Origin of the sequence: Acinetobacter sp. ANC 4910, assembly GCF_004331035.1 — a bacterium.
GTDB lineage: Bacteria > Pseudomonadota > Gammaproteobacteria > Pseudomonadales > Moraxellaceae > Acinetobacter.
In genome coordinates this window covers 43,423-60,262 of record NZ_SJNT01000014.1, presented here as the reverse complement: position 1 = coordinate 60,262, position 16,840 = coordinate 43,423, and the positions used below count along the sequence as shown (strand labels likewise).

Below are 16,840 nucleotides of genomic sequence, written 5' to 3'. Positions count from 1 at the left end.
TGTTTTTATGAATCCATTTAACTTCTAAATGAAAATGAGAAATGTTTCATTTAAGTGCAGTGTAATTCTCTCATCATGCTTAGCTTACAATGTTGGAATAAATTGTGATTCATAGCATATTTAAAATTTGGGTGTGATCAGTAATAGTGCGTGTATTTTGTACAACTATTGGTGTGAAACTCAGTTTTTGAACAGAAATGAAGCATTTTGAGCACTCTAGCAGAACCGCTTGATTCAAATTTTGCCAATCCAATGTGTTCTTGGTTGTACAAGCCAAACAGAAATGTGTGTCATCGATCAATGACATCTGGTTTCTGGCTAGAAATACAGTGATTAAAGCGAATCTAGGTCTGTTGAAAAGAATGCGAACGCCATAGCGGTATGGGGCTTACACGACTTTAATAATTGCTAATCTTAAAATAAAGCCTAGATTTTTTATACTGCGATCAACCTTTTTTGAAAGAATCCATGCGTTGCATGATGAGCCCATCTCCTGCACCGAAGCCTTTTAAATGAGTAACAATCCAAACTATCTGGGTTATTACAATGATGCATATTGATATGCTCATTGCGAGTATTTTATGAAGTTTAAAGGATTTGTTTTTATTTAAGTATTTGTTATTTATTATTTTATTTTAAATTTACGATCTTTTTACGTTACAGTGAGATTGAGTTCTTTTATTTTATTGCGGGTAAAGTTTGGAACCTCTTAGACATAGCGTAGGTTTACAAAAATCACGAACAACTAAGATTTATAGCTCGGCATGACGTTTCTCAATATTCGATAGGGAACATCAAGGTTGTAAATATTTTTCTTAAAGTTGGCATAGCGCTTGCTAATAGATTCCTGAGTTTATTAATTACAGCAAAAACGTCGTAATTCGATGTGGGGGAACCTCAGAATGAAATTCACATTAAAAGTATTATCTATGGCGGTTGTTGCAGCGGCTTCAACATTTACCTTTGCAGATGATCAAGCAGCATCACCATTTGGTCTTTCTTTTAGCGGTAATGCAGCAGTAACAACAGACTATCGTTTCCGTGGATTGTCGCAAACTCAAAATGATCCAGCGGTACAAGCAGGATTCACACTTGCACATGATTCAGGTGTGTATTTTGGGCTTTGGGGTTCTAATGTAAACTTTGGTTCGGGGACGCCAAGTTTAGAGTTAGATCCATCGTTGGGTTTTGCAACCACATTGGATAGCTTTACCAGCAAACCTTTATTAGATGTGGGTGTGGTGTATTACAACTATCCAAGTGCATCTGATCTGAATTGGGTCGAGTTTTACGGAAAACTAACTTTTGCAAGTGTGCTGGCTGAAGGGGATAGCATTCTGACCAATGTGAATTTTACCAATGATTATGCAGGTCTAGATACAAACAGTTGGAATGTGAATGCAGGCTACGCTGTTCCATTTGGTTCAACAGGTTTTGGCGGTGTAGCAAGTGTGGGCTATACCGTGGTGGATGATGAAGACAAATATTCATTTGGCGGTGATGATAACTATGTAGACTGGAAAGTCGGTGTTAACTACGCATTTAAATCAATTTCTGGTGCAACCGCTGAATTAGCAGCGGTAGGTACAAACATTGATACAGATAATATGGATGATGCAACAGCACGTGGCGTAGAAACAGGTGCAGTCTTTACCTTAACCAAAACATTCTAAATTTAAGAGTGTTTAAAAACCTCTAGTCTTTAGGACTAGAGGTTTTTTATTTGGCATTTAAATCAGAACTGATTAAAGGCTTTGCTGCCGATAGGATAAAGCTTCACTTAAATGCCCAGTTTGAATTTCAGCGGAATGTGCCAAGTCAGCAATGGTTCTTGCCACTCTTAATACCCGGTGATAAGCACGTGCAGATAAATTTAAGCGCTGTTGAGCCAATTCAAGCATTTTTTTGGTTTGCTCATTCAATCCTGCAAATTGTTCCAGTTGTTGTGGATTCAAAGCATGATTTAAACAATTTTGTCGTTGAATTTGCTGCTCATAGGCTTGAGTCACACGTTGACGTACTTGATCAGAATTTTCAGCAGGTGCATGTGCTTGTAATTCATGTACCGTGAGTGGTGGTACATCAATATGCAAATCTATGCGATCGAGTAGAGGCCCTGAAATTCGATTTTGATAACGTTTGATGGCCTCAGTCGAACATTGACAACGCTGATCTTGATTAAACGCATAGCCACATGGACAAGGATTCATGGCCGCAATTAACTGAAAATTGGCAGGATAAGTCATTTGACGGGATGCCCGAGAAATCACAATTTCTTTAGATTCTAAAGGCTGTCTAAGTACTTCCAAGACTTTGCGATCAAATTCAGGGAGTTCATCTAAAAACAGAACGCCTAAATGCGCTAAGGTAATTTCTCCAGGTTTAGGTTGTGAGCCGCCACCCACCAAAGCAATAGCCGACGCAGTATGATGTGGCGCGCGAAAAGGGCGATGTCCAAAATGATGCTGCGAATTGGCAACAGAATAAATGCTGGCAACTTCCAAATTTTCACTAGAACTGAGCGGTGGAAGAATACTCGGCAAACGCGATGCCAATAAGGTTTTACCTGTGCCAGGTGGACCACGAAACAGTAAGGAGTGACCACCTGCTGCTGCAATTTCTAAAGCACGCCGTGGGCGCAGTTGTCCTTTCACATCAGCCAGATCAAATTTATAGCGATGTAAAGGTGAATCGACAGGCTTTTGTACTGGAGATAACGGTTTGTGTTGGCTTAAGTGTTCGCACACTTCTTTGAGATTTTTTGCTGCATACACATCAAAATGGGGCAGTTGTGCTGCCTCCAATGCATTTTGTTCGGGCAAAACCAATTGGTGTTGCGCTTGCTGACACGCGATGGCAATACTCAGGGTTCCTGTGGTTGGACGTAATTGACCGTCTAGCGCCAATTCCCCAATGAATTCAAGATGATCGATACTTTGTTCTGGGAGTTGTCCAGAAGCAATTAAAATGCCCAAAGCAATCGGTAAATCTAGGCGTGACCCATCTTTGGGCAAATCTGCAGGCGCAAGATTAATCGTGAGACGTTTACTGGGAAACTGAAAACCACTATTAATAATGGCTGAACGGACCCGATCTTTACTTTCCCGAACAGCAGCTTCTGCTAATCCTACAATGGTAAGTGATGGTAATCCTTGACTTAAATGAACTTCGACTTCAATCAGTGGGGCATGCAGACCCAATAGCCCTCGCGTATTTATTTTTGCAAAAGACATGTTGTTGTTCCATTTTGGTGCGTTATTTTTGATCGTTATTGGTTTTTTATTGCACTAATAGTGTGCTTATTTTTTGTTCTGAAATTTTTGTTCGAGTGCTTCGACTTGGAGGAGTAATTCGGTTAAGCGTTGATTAGCATTATTAAGCGCAGTTTTCTGACGTTCAATTTCATCACGAGAAACCAAATCCATTTTAGTCACGGCCTCATTTAATAAGGCTCTTAAATTATGTTCTAAATCAGTTTTAGGTTGTTCTACTTGTTCTAGAATGGCTTGTAATAAAGTTTCAATCATTGTTTTATCCATATTGCTGGAGAAGAGCGGGAGCAGTGTAGCACTGCTTCGACAGAGACTATAGTGCTATCGCAATAATCCTTGATGCGATCTGGCAAAAATAGCCGACTTTTGGCTAAAAATCTCAAATATTAAAGACCTAGGCTTCGATTAAAAGACAAAAATAAGGTATAAATAGAGCTGTGTATCAGGTTTTTATTTCCCTCAACCTTAGAAATCTTGGCACGAAAATTGAACATAAAACCTTACTGGTGAAAAAAGCCGAAGGAAAAACAAACATGAAGCTAGTAACTGCAATTGTAAAACCCTTTAAATTAGATGATGTGCGTGAAGCATTGTCAGAAATTGGTGTTCAAGGGATCACTGTAACAGAAGTAAAAGGTTTTGGCCGTCAAAAAGGTCATACTGAGCTGTATCGTGGTGCTGAATATGTCGTTGATTTTCTTCCAAAAGTTAAAATTGAAATCGCAATTAGTGACGAAATGGTTGATGCAGTGATTGAGTCGGTCACTCGTGTTGCGAGCACTGGAAAAATTGGTGACGGAAAAATCTTTGTGACTAACTTAGAGCAAGTGATCCGTATTCGTACAGGTGAAACAGGTCCAGATGCTGTTTAGTTTGGCATAAAGTTTGCAGAGTATCGAGTAACTCGCAAAATTAGGTTGGGGGACACGAATGAAAAAAATGCTACTCGCGCTGAGTTTATCAGGCGCACTTTTAGGTGGTTCTGTTGCTTGGGCTGAAGAAGTAACAGCATCTGCTCCATCAGAAGAAGTCACAACAACAGTGGAAACGACTGCAGCGGCATCGCCAGATGTACAAGCAGTTGCGACACCTGCTCCAGCTGAAGAAGCTGCAGCTCCTGCGGTTAAAGAACCCACTCTCGATACGGGTGATACGGCTTGGATTTTAGTCTCTACGGCATTGGTCTTGTTAATGACCATTCCTGGCTTGGCACTTTTCTACGGCGGTATGGTTCGTAAGAAAAACGTCTTAAGCACCATGGCACACAGTTTTGTTGCTGCGGCGGTTGTGAGCCTTGCATGGGTAATTGTGGGTTATACACTTGCATTTACTGAAGGAAATGCCTTTATTGGCGGTTTTGATAAAATCATGCTGTCAGGAATTACCACAACAGCATTAACAGGCACCATTCCTGAAATTCTCTTTGTTATTTTCCAAATGACTTTTGCCATTATTACCGTTGCCATTATTAGCGGTTCAATTGCAGAGCGTATGAAATTTGGGGCATTTGTCGCATTTATCGCGATCTGGGTGGTTGTGGTGTATGCGCCAATTACGCACTGGGTCTGGGGTGGTGGTTGGTTATTTAACGATGGCGCACTTGATTTTGCAGGCGGTACAGTTGTACATATTAACTCAGGTGTTGCAGGGCTAGTGGCTGCATACATGTTAGGGAAACGTATGGGTCTAGGCCGTGAATCTATGGCGCCTCATAACCTGACATTAACAGTGATTGGTGCAAGCCTTGTATGGGTTGGTTGGTTTGGCTTTAACGGCGGTTCAGCACTGGGTGCAAATGGTTCCGCAGGTTTTGCATTGGTCACCACACAAGTTGCAGCAGCAGCAGCGGCAATCGCATGGTTAATTACTGAAAAAGTGGTGCGCGGTAAGGCATCTGTACTGGGTGGTGCATCTGGTGCGGTAGCGGGTCTGGTCGTGATTACTCCTGCGGCTGGTTTCGTGACTGTTGGTGGTGCCTTGGCGATGGGTCTGATTGGTGGTGTGGTTTGCTTCTGGGGGATTACAGGTCTGAAACGTGCCCTTAAAGCAGATGACTCATTAGATGCTTTCGGCTTACACGGTGTTGGCGGTATTGTGGGTGCGATTCTCACAGCAGTCTTTGCCAGTGAATTCATCATGGGGGATAAAGCACCTGCAAATATGATGAGCCAATTATGGGTTCAAATTGAAGGTGTACTTGCCACTATCGCTTACTCTGCAGTGTTAACTTTTGTGATCTTAAAAGTGATTGATGTGGTGATTGGTATTCGTGTAGAAGCTGATGATGAGCGCATGGGTCTTGACTTAAGTCAACATGGCGAACGCATTGAATAATTTTTTCGCGATATAATCAATATATTGTGTAAAACAGCCCGAAAGGGCTGTTTTTTTTCCATATCTAGCGTAATGCTCTACAAAAACCATAATTTTTGCTACACTCAGAATTCAAAAATGTTTTGTTTAATTCGACCGTCATGCATTGTCCTTTTTGCAACGCCGCAGACAGTAAAGTCATCGACTCGCGCTTAGCCGCTGAAGGCTGTCAAATCAGACGTCGCCGTGAATGTATTAGTTGCGGTGAGCGTTTTACCACATTTGAAAGTTATGAAGTGGTCATGCCACGTGTAATTAAATCAGACGGTAAAAATGAGCCTTTTGATGAAGCCAAGCTACGCCGCTCGTTAATGCATGCATTACAAAAGCGTCCAGTCACGCAAGAACAAATTGAAGCTGTGTTGAGCGATATTCAACTGCATATCCGCCGTTTAGGAGAACGTGATGTCAAGTCGCGCACTATTGGGGAAATTGTTATGCAAGCTTTATTTGCTTTGGATCATGTGGCTTATGTGCGTTTTGCTTCGGTCTATCAGGACTTTCAGGACGTGGAAGCTTTTCGTCGTCAAATTGAACAAATGCAACAACGTGAACATGAATGAGTGTGCCCATGTCTGAGTTAAACCAAGACCAAGTTTGGATGCAGCGCGCTATTCGCTTAGCACAGCAGGGGCAATACTCCACCAAACCTAATCCGAATGTTGGTTGCGTGATTGTCAAAGATGGACAATTGGTCGGTGAAGGCTTTCATCCACGTGCGGGACAACCTCATGCGGAAGTGTTTGCCATGCGCCAAGCAGATGGCTTAACACATGGCGCAACTGCTTATGTCACTTTAGAACCTTGTGCACATTATGGTCGGACTCCACCTTGTGCCAAAGGCTTGGTTGACGCAGGAATTGCACAAGTTGTCGTTGCTTGTGCAGATCCTAATCCTTTAGTGGCTGGGAAAGGTATTCATATCCTTCAGGAAGCCGGTATTCAAGTCAGGACTGGGGTGTGTGAGGCTGAAGCCGCGACCTTGAATCGAGGCTTTCTCAAGGCGATGGCAACAGGTTTGCCTTATGTGCGCTTGAAAGTTGCCTCTAGTTTGGACGGTCGAACTGCAATGGCATCCGGTGAATCGAAATGGATTACTGGCGCAGAGGCTCGATTGGATGTTCAGCACTGGCGTGCCATTTCAGGGGCAGTGATTACAGGCATTGATACGGTTTTGGCAGATGACTGTTTATTAAATGTGCGTCACTTACCAGACCTTGATGACATCAGTACGGTGGTGCAACCCAAACGCGTTATTTTAGATCGACAAGGTCGTTTACCTTTAGATACCCAGATTTTACAACAGCCTGATACCGTCATGGTGATGGGGCCCTTCCGTCCTGAACTGGCGCAGTTGGGCGTGATACAGCTAGAAATTCAATCTTTAGAAAGTTTGTTAAGAACCCTAAAAGATTTTCAAATTTACGATGTGTTGGTCGAAGCGGGCGCAACCTTATCCAGTGCTTTTCTCAAGCAGGCATTGGTTGATGAACTGATTAGTTATGTTGCACCCACCTTATTAGGTCAATCTGCACGTGCGATGTTTAATGCGGAATTTACGCATTTGGCAGAGCAACTTCGATTTAAGCTCATCGATGTTTCCCAAGTGGGAAATGATGTGCGCTTAAGGCTAACACCCATTCAAGAGTCTATATGAATCAAGAGTCTACGGTTTATCATAAACGACGTCATGCGGCACGGACCACAGACGAATACTTATTTCATCAATTGGTTCCTTACTTAGGAAACAAGCGTCGTTTATTACATCTGATTTTAGAGGCACTTGAGCAGACAGGAACCTTGAATGCCAAAGGTCGTTCGCCTATTTTTGCTGACTTTTTTGCAGGTAGTGGCGTGGTTTCCCGTTTGGCGCGCCAGAATGGTTACCGTGTCATTGCCAATGACTGGGAACCCTATAGCCATGCCTTAAATCATGCCATTCTGGCCTGTACAGATGCGCCTGCATTTAAAGAGTTGGGCGGCTATCAAAAGGCGATTGATTATTTAAATCGGTTGCCAGAAGTAAAGGGTTGGGTCACGCATAACCTATGCCCACGTAACGATGAAATTTACGATCCTGCCCGTGACCGATTGTTCTTTAAACGTCGTAATGGCATGCGGATAGATGCGATTCGTCAGCAAATTGCCACTTGGCAAGCGCAAGGCGCGATTGATGATGTGGAAATGAGTGCTTTGTTGGCGCCGTTGTTGTATTCAGCCAGTTTTGTCAGCAATACCAGTGGTGTCTTTAAAAGTTTTCATCATGGTTGGGGCGGTAAAACCCAAACCGCATTGGAGCGTATTGAATCCTTGCTCTGGCTGACCCCAAGCCGTTTTTGTGAAATAGGCGATCCAAAACGCCCTGCCGCAGAAATGTGGTGTGTCGACGCACAGCATTTAGCCAATCAGATGAGTGGTTTTGAAGTGGATGTGGCGTATTTAGATCCGCCGTATAACCAACATGCTTATAGCAGTAACTATCATGTGTTGAATGCGCTGACCTTATGGGATCAGGTGGATTTGCCAAGCCCAGACACCAAAGGCTTTAAGAGTGGAATTGACCGCGCGTGGCGTAAAGAGCGCCCAAGCCCTTACAATTCTTCTAAGTATGCCAAGGAAGCCTATGAAAAATTACTGTCGACCATCAATGCGCGTTATATTCTGACCAGTTATTCAACCGATGGTAATATTGAAGCTGCCGATTTACTCAAAGCCAATCTTGAGCGTGGACGTGTCACGCTGTTAACCCAAGATGTACCGCGTTATCGGGTCAGTAAGCAACGTCAGTCGGAGCGCGCACGTGTGTTGGAATTTATTGTGATTACTGATACCCATGCCAAATCTGGTCCGCCATTACGTCAGTTACTTGGTCAACTGTATCATTTCGCAGAATTGGGTGGAGTCGATACCTCAGGTGTAAGTACCCAGTTGGCATTGTGGTAAGTCCAAATTCAGGAAAGAGAAAAGATTATGTTTACAGGAATTATTGAAAGCCTTGGTCGAGTAGAAAGCTTGCAAAGTGTGGGCGGTGATGTACGTTTACGTATTCAAACGAATTTGGACATGTCAGATGTACACTTAGGTGACTCAATTGCCACCAATGGGATTTGCTTAACGGTGATTGAATGGGGTGACAATTGGTATGCCGCCGATGTGTCACGTGAAAGTTTAAATCGAACGACGTTGGGGCACTGGAAAGTTGGTCAACCAGTCAATGTAGAAAAAGCCATGTTGCCGACCACGCGTTTTGGTGGGCATATTGTCAGCGGTCATGTTGATGCTGTTGGTGAGATTACCTTGGTTCGTGAGGATGCGCGTTCACTTTATTTTGAAGTGACGGCACCTGTAGAAATTGCCAAGTATTTGGCCGAGAAAGGGTCGGTGACTGTAGATGGCGTCAGTTTAACCATTAACCATTTACGCGGTAATATCATCAGCCTGAACTTAATTCCACATACGGCAGAACGGACCAATATTGGGACGTGGAAAACGGGTTCGAAAGTGAATTTGGAAGTCGATGTCTTGGCGCGTTATATCGAACGTTTATTGTTGGGCGATAAAGCCGCAGAGACTCAAGCACAGTCAAAAATCAGTATGGATTTCTTGGCGGCAAACGGCTTTTTAAAATAAAAAGTATATATCAGATGCGAAAACAGCCTAAACTACAGGGCTGTTTTCGTTTCTATTCGAGTGAAATAAAGCACGTGATACTTAAATTGATTAGCGTAGATTTATGTAATGCTTGATTTTTTTCTAAATCTAGAACAAACACTGCCGCTTCTATTGTCGCAGTATGGAGTCTGGATTTACGCCATTTTGTTTCTGATTATTTTTGCAGAAACGGGCTTTGTTTTTATGTTTTTTCTGCCTGGCGATAGTTTATTGATCGCCGTAGGTGCGTTGTGCTCATCCTCTGCCATTATTCAACTGCATAGCATGGGAACATTACTCATGATTGCCGCGATATTGGGTTACGCCGTGAATTATTACACCGGAAAAAAGCTGGGCTTTAAGTATTTACATCGTCATTCACGTTGGATAAAGCCAGAGTATTTAAGCAAGACGAACCATTATTTTGTTAAACATGGTGGTAAGACCATTATTCTGGCGCGGTTTATTCCCTTTGTACGTTCATTTGCCCCTTTTGCTGCGGGTGCAGGCGAGATGAATTTTTCCCGTTTTATGTGGTACAACACCATTGGAAGTTTCATCTGGATTGGTATTTTACTGAGTATTGGTTATGGCGTCGGTAATATCTTTTTTGCAACCCTTGAGTTTATAGAGTGACCCGTTTAAACAAGTCACTCGACTTTACCGGGCGAATATTTAAAGGTTAATGCTTAATAATGGTCACGACAGGTTCATCATGCCAAGTCGCACTGAATCCTTGTGGGGAGAGGCTAAAAAGTCCTTTTTCCGACTCGCGCGAGAGAAACACCGAAAGTGATTGAAAATCGGCGCGGCTAAGCAGTAGTTTTTGAGCAGAAACAATCCATTGTTCGCCTGAATCGAGAGCAGCAATGCGGTGAGAAACGTGGTTCAATAGGTCCATTTTTTCTTCCTAATTTATTGATATGTCAATTTTTGGCGTCAACACTTCAACGTTTTGTTTTAAAGTGATGACCATATTGTGACATTTGTGTGTCAGTTTCATGACACACATAAAATTGAAGTAGAAAAATTAAACTTTTGGTTTTAAATCAGAAAAATTAGAATTATGTAATATATATTCAATTTCTTCTTGTGCTGCGGTACGTAATTTATTACGGAACTTACTCACCGCTTGTTCAATGTGGGCTTCAGCTTCAAGCTCTAAACGTAAACGTACCGTTTCTAATTCAGACAAAATTTGTTGATCTGAAACATGCACCATGCCCGGGGCAAAGTTCAGATTTTGATGACTATCATTGACATGATAGCGTTCGGTATAGTGCAGTGTTTCTTGTTCAATATGCTGGCGCAAGTGGTCTAAGGTTTGGGTTTGCTCAGCAAATTGGCGTTGTTCATCCGCAAAGAGTTGTTGTGCATATTGTTCAGCAGCCGCACGTTTATTGGCCAAGGACAGTTCTAAAGCCAATTGACGACGAACTCGTGCTTCTTCAATCAGGCGTGCTTTTAGATCGGCATAGGCTTGTTCAACAGTTTGCTGGGCTTGCTGTTGGGCTTTCTGATCTGCTGCGAGCCAGAGCTGTGTCTGTGTCTCGGGCTGTAATAAATCACAAATATGATTCAGGTCATCCATAAATGTCTGACGTACAGCTTCAGGCGCTTCTAACCAGCGCTGTTTAAAATCTGGACCGACATTTAATGCCACCATATTTCTCCCTAAGGTTGAACAATTAAAGCTTGAAAGTCTGAGGTTCAATGCCTAAGCGTCGATATTGTTTAAATTTTTCACGACCGAGCTGTTTGGCTGAATCATTATTCTCAATAATTTCTATAATTTGGCTAAATTCATTAAATTGATCAAGTGCCTGATTGTTAAAATTAAACACAATCCAATCATTTTCTGTGGGAAAGCGTGCCGAGATACAGAGGCTGGCATGCTCTTGGTCAATGCCATGTCCAATAAAGCTGGCTGCATCGAAACTCCATAGGCGTTCATCCAATTGCTGCTGCAATGTGGCATCGGGACAATACAGCCAAATTCGTTTCGATTGACGCAGAATTTTCCGGCATAAACGGCAAGTACTTTCGACTTGCCGCTCTGGACTTTTTTCAAACAGATAAAAGCGAACTTTAGCCATTCGTGTTAACGCGGTTGGCCAAGAATTGCATTAACAACGGTACTGGACGACCTGTTGCGCCTTTGTTGCTGCCCGAAAGCCATGCTGTCCCTGCAATATCTAAATGCGCCCAACGATATTCACGAGTAAAGCGTTGCAGGAAGCATGCAGCGGTTACGGCACCTGCTTTTGGACCACCAATGTTGCCAATATCTGCAAATGGTGAGTCGAGCTGCTCTTGATAATCATCAATCACAGGCATACGCCATACACGGTCAAAGCTGGTCTGACCTGCGGCATTTAATTCAGCAGCCAGTTCATCATCTGGGGTAAACATGCCTGTTAAGACTGAACCTAATGCCACCACACATGCGCCAGTTAAGGTTGCAATGTCAATCACCAATTCTGGGTTAAAGCGTTTGATATAAGTCAAGGTATCACAGAGTACCAAACGGCCTTCGGCATCGGTATTTAAGATTTCAACCGTTTGACCACTCATGCTGGTGACAATATCCCCAGGGCGGGTGGCGTGACCAGACGGCATATTTTCTGCAGCAGCAATTGCACCGACCACATGAATGGGTAGTTTCGCTTCACATAAAGCACGTAAGGTGCCGAGCACCGAAGCCGCTCCGCACATGTCGAATTTCATTTCGTCCATGCCTAGACCGGGTTTGAGTGAAATACCACCTGTGTCGAAAGTCACGCCTTTACCGACCAAAACAATCGGTGCTTGATCTGGTTGACCTTTGTATTCCAAAGTAATAATACGACCCGGACGGTTTGAACCACGGCTGACCGCTAAAAAGGCAAACATACCTAGATCAGCCATTTCCTGTTCATTGATCACGGTAACTTTGAGTTGCTCTGGGTATTGCTGTGCCAAAGCCAAAGCTTGATCGGCTAAATATTCAGGGAAACAGATATTGCCCGGACGGTTGCCCAAATCACGTGCATAATCCTGACCTGATTGAATGGCTTGAATCAGGCTTAACTGTGAATGATTTAAAGGGCTTTGTGCGGCAATCAGACCAATGTCATGAAGTAAAAAATCGTTCTTTTTCGATTTAAATTCATCATAGCCATAAGCTGCTTGAGTCAGGCTTAATGCAAATAAATAATGCAAGGCTTCAGGTAAAGCATTCAGATCGACTTGAATCTGCTGATATTTTTTTTGTGAAGATTTGATAATGCTTTGTGCAATTTTTGCTAATTTTGCAGGCTGTAAATCTTCAACTTTGTCGAGTCCAATTAGAACCGTGTGAGCAAAGCCAGGAATTTTTGCCAATAAGGGCAAGGTTTCATTTAATCCGGCTTTAAATTGCGTCGCTTGTGCAATCTGTTCTAAGTCATTGATTTGATATGTTGATGCGATCTGAGCAAGCTGAGCATTGTCGGCTAAAATGAATAAAGCCTGATCGGTAGCGGGAGCGGGTAGTGCGGTATTCAAGCTGAGTTTCATAGGGGGTCTTCACGCCTTTGAGGGTTTTAAGTCATTCAACCATTGAAACATTTTTATGGTTCGAGTTTCAATGCAGAAGCAGGGGAATAGGTTTTATATTTTTAACATTCGGGTAAACTAACGGTAGTTTTTACTCTTTTTGAAATTGGAAGAATCAATTTGATTATTCGGCGTTATTTAGTCAAGCAAGTGGTGTCTAATTCATTGGTTGTGATTGGCTTATTGACCTTAATCATGATGGGTGGCCGATTAATCAAGTATTTCGGCATAGCTGCTCAAGGTCGTTTAGATGCAGGCATTTTATTCAGCATTATTGGTTATCGTTTGCCTGAGTTTTTAACGCTGATTTTTCCTTTGGGTTTCTTTATTGGTCTCATGCTGGTGTTTGGTCGTTTATATGTCGATCATGAAATGGCAGTTCTGAATGGAAGTGGCATCAGCCGACATCAACTGGCACGAATGCTGATTCCATTGACCTTGGTGTTTATGCTGTTACAGAGTGTGTTAATGCTGTGGATGTCACCTTGGGGCTTACGTCAGTTTGAACAGCTGACCACCAGTCAGGCCGTACGTACGGGTTTCGATTTGGTTCGCCCTAAAGAGTTTATTTCCTCGGGTCGATATACCATCTATGCCGGTGATTTATCAGAAGATCGGCGAAACCTGAAAGATATTTTCTTTTACCAACGTGCAGAAAAAGAAGGTAAGCCAGACGTCATGATTCTGGCCAAAGAAGCAACACGCGTTGAAGTGGCCAATGACAGCGCCAATGTGGTCGATTTGATACAAGGTCGTCGTTATGAAATCTATGCAGGTCAACCGAAATATACCCAAGCCGAATTTCAAAGTTATCGTTTGCGTTTAGAAAATGATAAAGAAGCTAAATTTGAAAGTGCTGAGGTTGAAGCCTTAACCACAAGTAAATTATGGCAAAACCGCAATGATCCAATTGTGGCCAGCGAATTAGGTTGGCGGATGTTTGTTCCACTGGTCATGATTGTGGCATTAGCATTGGCTGTGGCTTTGTCTGAAGTGAGTCCACGTCAGGGACGTTATTTAAAACTGTTTCCTGCACTGTTAATTTTTGCCAGTTTAATTGTCGCGATGATGGCGATTAAAACGCGGGTCAGCAAACAGGAAATTGGAATTTGGGCCTATCCGTTGGTGCTTTTTGTCTATGCAATGGCAGCCGCGATTTTCTCTCGTAAGCAAAAATTAGCCCCAAAAATTAAGAAACAGATTCAGCGAGTGAGGTCTTAAAATGTTTGCACGTCGTATTGTCGCGAAACATGTGACTAAGACCACAGCCTATGCCATGTTGGGGGCGACAGCGGTCTTGTCGGTATTACAAATTCTATTTACCTATTTGGGTGAATTAAGTGAGCTGAATGACACCTATACCGCTTGGCAGGCCCTGATTTATGTCTTATGGGGTGCACCACGCTATCTGTATGAGATTTTACCAATTTCTGCTTTAATTGGCGCGGTGTTGGGCTTAGGCACCATGGCATCTAATAGTGAATTGATTGTGATGCGTTCCATCGGGATTAGCCTGTGGCGTATTGTGGGTTGGGTGATCCGTTCGGCTTTAATTCTGGTGATTTTATCCTTCGTATTAAGCGAATGGGTGATTCCCTATACCAATGAACAGGCCAAGAGCGTGAAAAGTCACCGGAGTGTTGCGGCTTTAGGTGAAGTAAAAGGCTATTGGACGCGTGAAGGGCAGCGCTTTATTTATATTGATTATGCTAACTCACAAGGTCAATTGCGTAATATTCAAGTGGTCGATTTTGACCAAGAATACCGTTTAAATAGTGTATTGAATGCCGAGCAGGGACAGTTTGTTCAAGATGGTCGTTGGAATTTAAAAGACACTGAACAGGTAGAAATTCAGGATGCAGGTAATGCAGTCAAACGCGATGCAGCACAACAACCTTTGGCTTTGGCATTACAACCGAAATATGTCCATATGGTCACTATTGATCCTGAAGATTTATCGCCGAGTCAACTGGTCAGCTTTATGCGTTATATGCATGAATATAGCCAAGTGCCTAAAACTTACCAATTGGCATTCTGGCAAAAAGTCGGTTCTCCATTTGCATTAATTGCGTTGGTCTTGATTGCCTGTTCTTTTATTTTTGGACCATTACGCCAACAATCGATGGGCTTTCGTTTGGTGATTGCTTTATTTATTGGACTAGGTTTCTTCTATTTACAGGATTTTCTGGGTTATGCCAGTTTGGTTTATAGCCCATCCCCGGCTTGGTTTGTATTTCTACCGATTGTGTTTATGTTTGTGGTGGGTGGCTATTTATTGCGCCGTGCCCGCTAAGAATTTGTACAGATTGCAGAAAACAATCTGTACAAGTGAGTTTAACCCTGTCGCATACATGGAGTCTTGAACGAAAATTCGGTAAGATATAGCGACCAATTTATAGACAAGAGTGTAAATCATGACGGATGCAACTGCTGGCAAAGTCCCCCACGTATTGGTAATTATGGATGGTATTGGACATCGTGAAGCGGTTAAAGATAATGCTTTCCTTGCAGCACAACGACCAAACTTGACTGCTATGCAACAAAAGCATCCACATGGATTAATCTCTGGTTCTGGTGAAGATGTTGGCTTGCCAGATGGACAAATGGGCAACTCAGAAGTCGGTCATATGAATTTGGGTGCAGGCCGTGTGCTGTATCAAGATTTTACCCGAATTACCAAAGACATCCGTACAGGTGCTTTTTTTGAACAGCAAGTATTGATCGATGCAGTTGAAAAAGCCAAAGCCGCTCAAGGTGCAGTCCACATTATGGGCTTACTCTCCGAAGGTGGTGTACATTCACACCAAGACCATATTGTGGCAATGGCAGAGTTAGCACTCAAACGTGGCGTTCAAGTATATTTACATGCCTTCTTGGATGGTCGTGATACTCCACCTAAAAGCGCGCAGCCTTCATTAGAAAAACTCGATGCTTTATTTGCACAATATCCAAATCAAGGACGTATTGCCACCCTCATTGGTCGTTACTATGCCATGGATCGTGATAATCGTTGGGATCGCGTTGAACAAGCTTATCGTCTATTAACAGAAGGTGAGGCAGTGCGTACAGCTGCGACGGCAGTTGAAGGCTTAGAGCTAGCATATGCAGCGAACGAATCTGATGAGTTTGTTAAAGCCACACGCATTGGTGATGTGGCTAAAGTTCAAGACGGTGACAGCATTGTCTTTATGAACTTCCGTGCTGACCGTGCGCGTGAAATTACCAAGGCTTTTGTAGAGCAAGATTTTGCTGGCTTTGAACGTAAAGTTGTACCTAATCTGTCTATGTTTGTGATGTTAACGCGTTATCAAGCAACCATCGATGCGCCTGTAGCCTATATGCCTGAAGCATTGCATAACTCATTGGGTGAATACCTTTCTCATTTAGGTAAAACACAGTTGCGTATTGCGGAAACTGAGAAATATGCACATGTGACTTTCTTCTTTAGTGGTGGTCGTGAAGACGAATATCCAGGTGAAAAACGTATTTTAATCCCATCACCAAATGTTGCGACTTATGATTTAAAACCAGAAATGAGTGCTTATGAAGTGACTGATGAATTGGTCGCGGCGATTAATTCGGGTGAATATGATCTGTTGGTGGTGAACTATGCCAATGGTGACATGGTCGGACATACTGGTGTATTCCAAGCAGCAGTAAAAGCCGTAGAAGCGGTGGATACCTGTTTGGGGCGTGTGTACGATGCTGTGATGGCAAACAAAGGCCATATGCTGATTACTGCCGATCATGGTAATGTGGAGCAAATGCAAGACTATGTGAGCGGGCAAGTTCATACTCAACATACAACAGAATTGGTTCCATTTATTTATGTGGGTCCAACGCAAGCCACTATTGCAGAGGGTGGTGTATTAGCAGATGTTGCACCAACCTTATTACATTTGATGCAATTGCCTGTTCCAGCAGAAATGCAAGGGCGTAATCTTATTACCCTACAAGCCTAAGTCGCT

At 42.9% G+C, this 16,840-nt stretch carries 17 protein-coding genes; 11 read left to right on the top strand and 6 right to left on the bottom strand.

Annotation, left to right across the window (positions count from 1 at the left end; translation table 11 throughout):
* Positions 1–902: 902 nt before the first annotated feature.
* On the top strand, positions 903–1,673 hold the full coding sequence (locus E0H82_RS14020; RefSeq protein WP_131265369.1) for a TorF family putative porin: 771 nt from the start codon (positions 903–905) through the stop codon (positions 1,671–1,673).
* A gap of 72 nt (positions 1,674–1,745) precedes the next feature.
* On the opposite strand, the gene E0H82_RS14015 is transcribed toward E0H82_RS14020, so the two are convergent.
* Positions 1,746–3,233 carry a YifB family Mg chelatase-like AAA ATPase gene (locus tag E0H82_RS14015; protein WP_131265368.1) on the bottom strand — a complete coding sequence of 496 codons (1,488 nt, stop codon included), beginning with the start codon at positions 3,231–3,233 and terminating at the stop codon, positions 1,746–1,748.
* A gap of 66 nt (positions 3,234–3,299) precedes the next feature.
* Positions 3,300–3,527, bottom strand: a complete 228-nt coding sequence (locus E0H82_RS14010) for an accessory factor UbiK family protein (protein ID WP_131265367.1) — start codon at positions 3,525–3,527, stop codon at positions 3,300–3,302.
* 278 nt (positions 3,528–3,805) lie between these two features.
* Here E0H82_RS14010 and glnK point away from each other — a divergent pair, with 278 nt between their 5' ends.
* The 7 genes from glnK to E0H82_RS13975 all read left to right on the top strand — a co-directional run bounded on the left by glnK (position 3,806) and on the right by E0H82_RS13975 (position 9,932).
* Complete coding sequence (gene glnK / locus E0H82_RS14005; RefSeq protein WP_016168502.1) at positions 3,806–4,144, top strand: P-II family nitrogen regulator; 339 nt, start codon at positions 3,806–3,808, stop codon at positions 4,142–4,144.
* A 58-nt stretch (positions 4,145–4,202) separates the two neighbouring features.
* The gene (locus tag E0H82_RS14000; RefSeq protein WP_131265366.1) at positions 4,203–5,606 is read left to right on the top strand and encodes an ammonium transporter; all 1,404 of its coding nucleotides are present in this window, start codon (positions 4,203–4,205) and stop codon (positions 5,604–5,606) included.
* Between the two features lie 140 nt (positions 5,607–5,746).
* Positions 5,747–6,208, top strand: coding sequence for a transcriptional regulator NrdR (gene nrdR / locus E0H82_RS13995; RefSeq protein ID WP_116762406.1), 462 nt, complete (start codon positions 5,747–5,749; stop codon positions 6,206–6,208).
* 8 nt (positions 6,209–6,216) lie between these two features.
* Positions 6,217–7,302 (top strand): bifunctional diaminohydroxyphosphoribosylaminopyrimidine deaminase/5-amino-6-(5-phosphoribosylamino)uracil reductase RibD, encoded by a 1,086-nt coding sequence (ribD, locus tag E0H82_RS13990; RefSeq protein ID WP_131265365.1) that lies wholly within the window; start codon positions 6,217–6,219, stop codon positions 7,300–7,302.
* A complete protein-coding gene (locus E0H82_RS13985; protein WP_131265364.1) occupies positions 7,299–8,588 on the top strand; it encodes a DNA adenine methylase in 1,290 nt (429 codons plus the stop codon). Before ribD ends, E0H82_RS13985 begins: the two co-directional genes overlap by 4 nt.
* A 27-nt stretch (positions 8,589–8,615) precedes the next feature.
* On the top strand, positions 8,616–9,275 hold the full coding sequence (locus tag E0H82_RS13980; protein ID WP_131265363.1) for a riboflavin synthase: 660 nt from the start codon (positions 8,616–8,618) through the stop codon (positions 9,273–9,275).
* 108 nt (positions 9,276–9,383) lie between these two features.
* Positions 9,384–9,932: a VTT domain-containing protein gene (locus E0H82_RS13975; RefSeq protein WP_131265362.1), complete on the top strand. Its 549-nt coding sequence runs from the start codon at positions 9,384–9,386 to the stop codon at positions 9,930–9,932.
* Positions 9,933–9,978: 46 nt separating this feature from the next.
* On the opposite strand, the gene E0H82_RS13970 is transcribed toward E0H82_RS13975, so the two are convergent.
* From E0H82_RS13970 to E0H82_RS13955, 4 genes are all read right to left on the bottom strand, one after another.
* On the bottom strand, positions 9,979–10,197 hold the full coding sequence (locus E0H82_RS13970; RefSeq protein WP_131265361.1) for a hypothetical protein: 219 nt from the start codon (positions 10,195–10,197) through the stop codon (positions 9,979–9,981).
* A gap of 129 nt (positions 10,198–10,326) precedes the next feature.
* Entirely contained in the window at positions 10,327–10,962 is a 636-nt protein-coding gene (locus E0H82_RS13965) for a hypothetical protein (RefSeq protein WP_228258668.1), read from the bottom strand.
* A 22-nt stretch (positions 10,963–10,984) separates the two neighbouring features.
* Positions 10,985–11,392, bottom strand: coding sequence for a DNA polymerase III subunit chi (locus E0H82_RS13960; RefSeq protein WP_131265359.1), 408 nt, complete (start codon positions 11,390–11,392; stop codon positions 10,985–10,987).
* Complete coding sequence (locus tag E0H82_RS13955) at positions 11,385–12,833, bottom strand: leucyl aminopeptidase (RefSeq protein ID WP_131265358.1); 1,449 nt, start codon at positions 12,831–12,833, stop codon at positions 11,385–11,387. The genes E0H82_RS13960 and E0H82_RS13955 overlap by 8 nt, the downstream gene beginning before the upstream one ends.
* Positions 12,834–12,992: 159 nt before the next feature.
* Between E0H82_RS13955 and lptF the strand changes: the two genes are divergently transcribed.
* The 3 genes from lptF to gpmI all read left to right on the top strand — a co-directional run bounded on the left by lptF (position 12,993) and on the right by gpmI (position 16,834).
* Positions 12,993–14,093, top strand: coding sequence for an LPS export ABC transporter permease LptF (lptF, locus tag E0H82_RS13950; protein WP_131265357.1), 1,101 nt, complete (start codon positions 12,993–12,995; stop codon positions 14,091–14,093).
* A 1-nt stretch (position 14,094) separates the two neighbouring features.
* Positions 14,095–15,165 carry an LPS export ABC transporter permease LptG gene (gene lptG / locus E0H82_RS13945; protein ID WP_131265356.1) on the top strand — a complete coding sequence of 357 codons (1,071 nt, stop codon included), beginning with the start codon at positions 14,095–14,097 and terminating at the stop codon, positions 15,163–15,165.
* A 121-nt stretch (positions 15,166–15,286) separates the two neighbouring features.
* A complete protein-coding gene (gpmI, locus tag E0H82_RS13940) occupies positions 15,287–16,834 on the top strand; it encodes a 2,3-bisphosphoglycerate-independent phosphoglycerate mutase (RefSeq protein ID WP_131265355.1) in 1,548 nt (515 codons plus the stop codon).
* Positions 16,835–16,840: the final 6 nt, after the last annotated feature.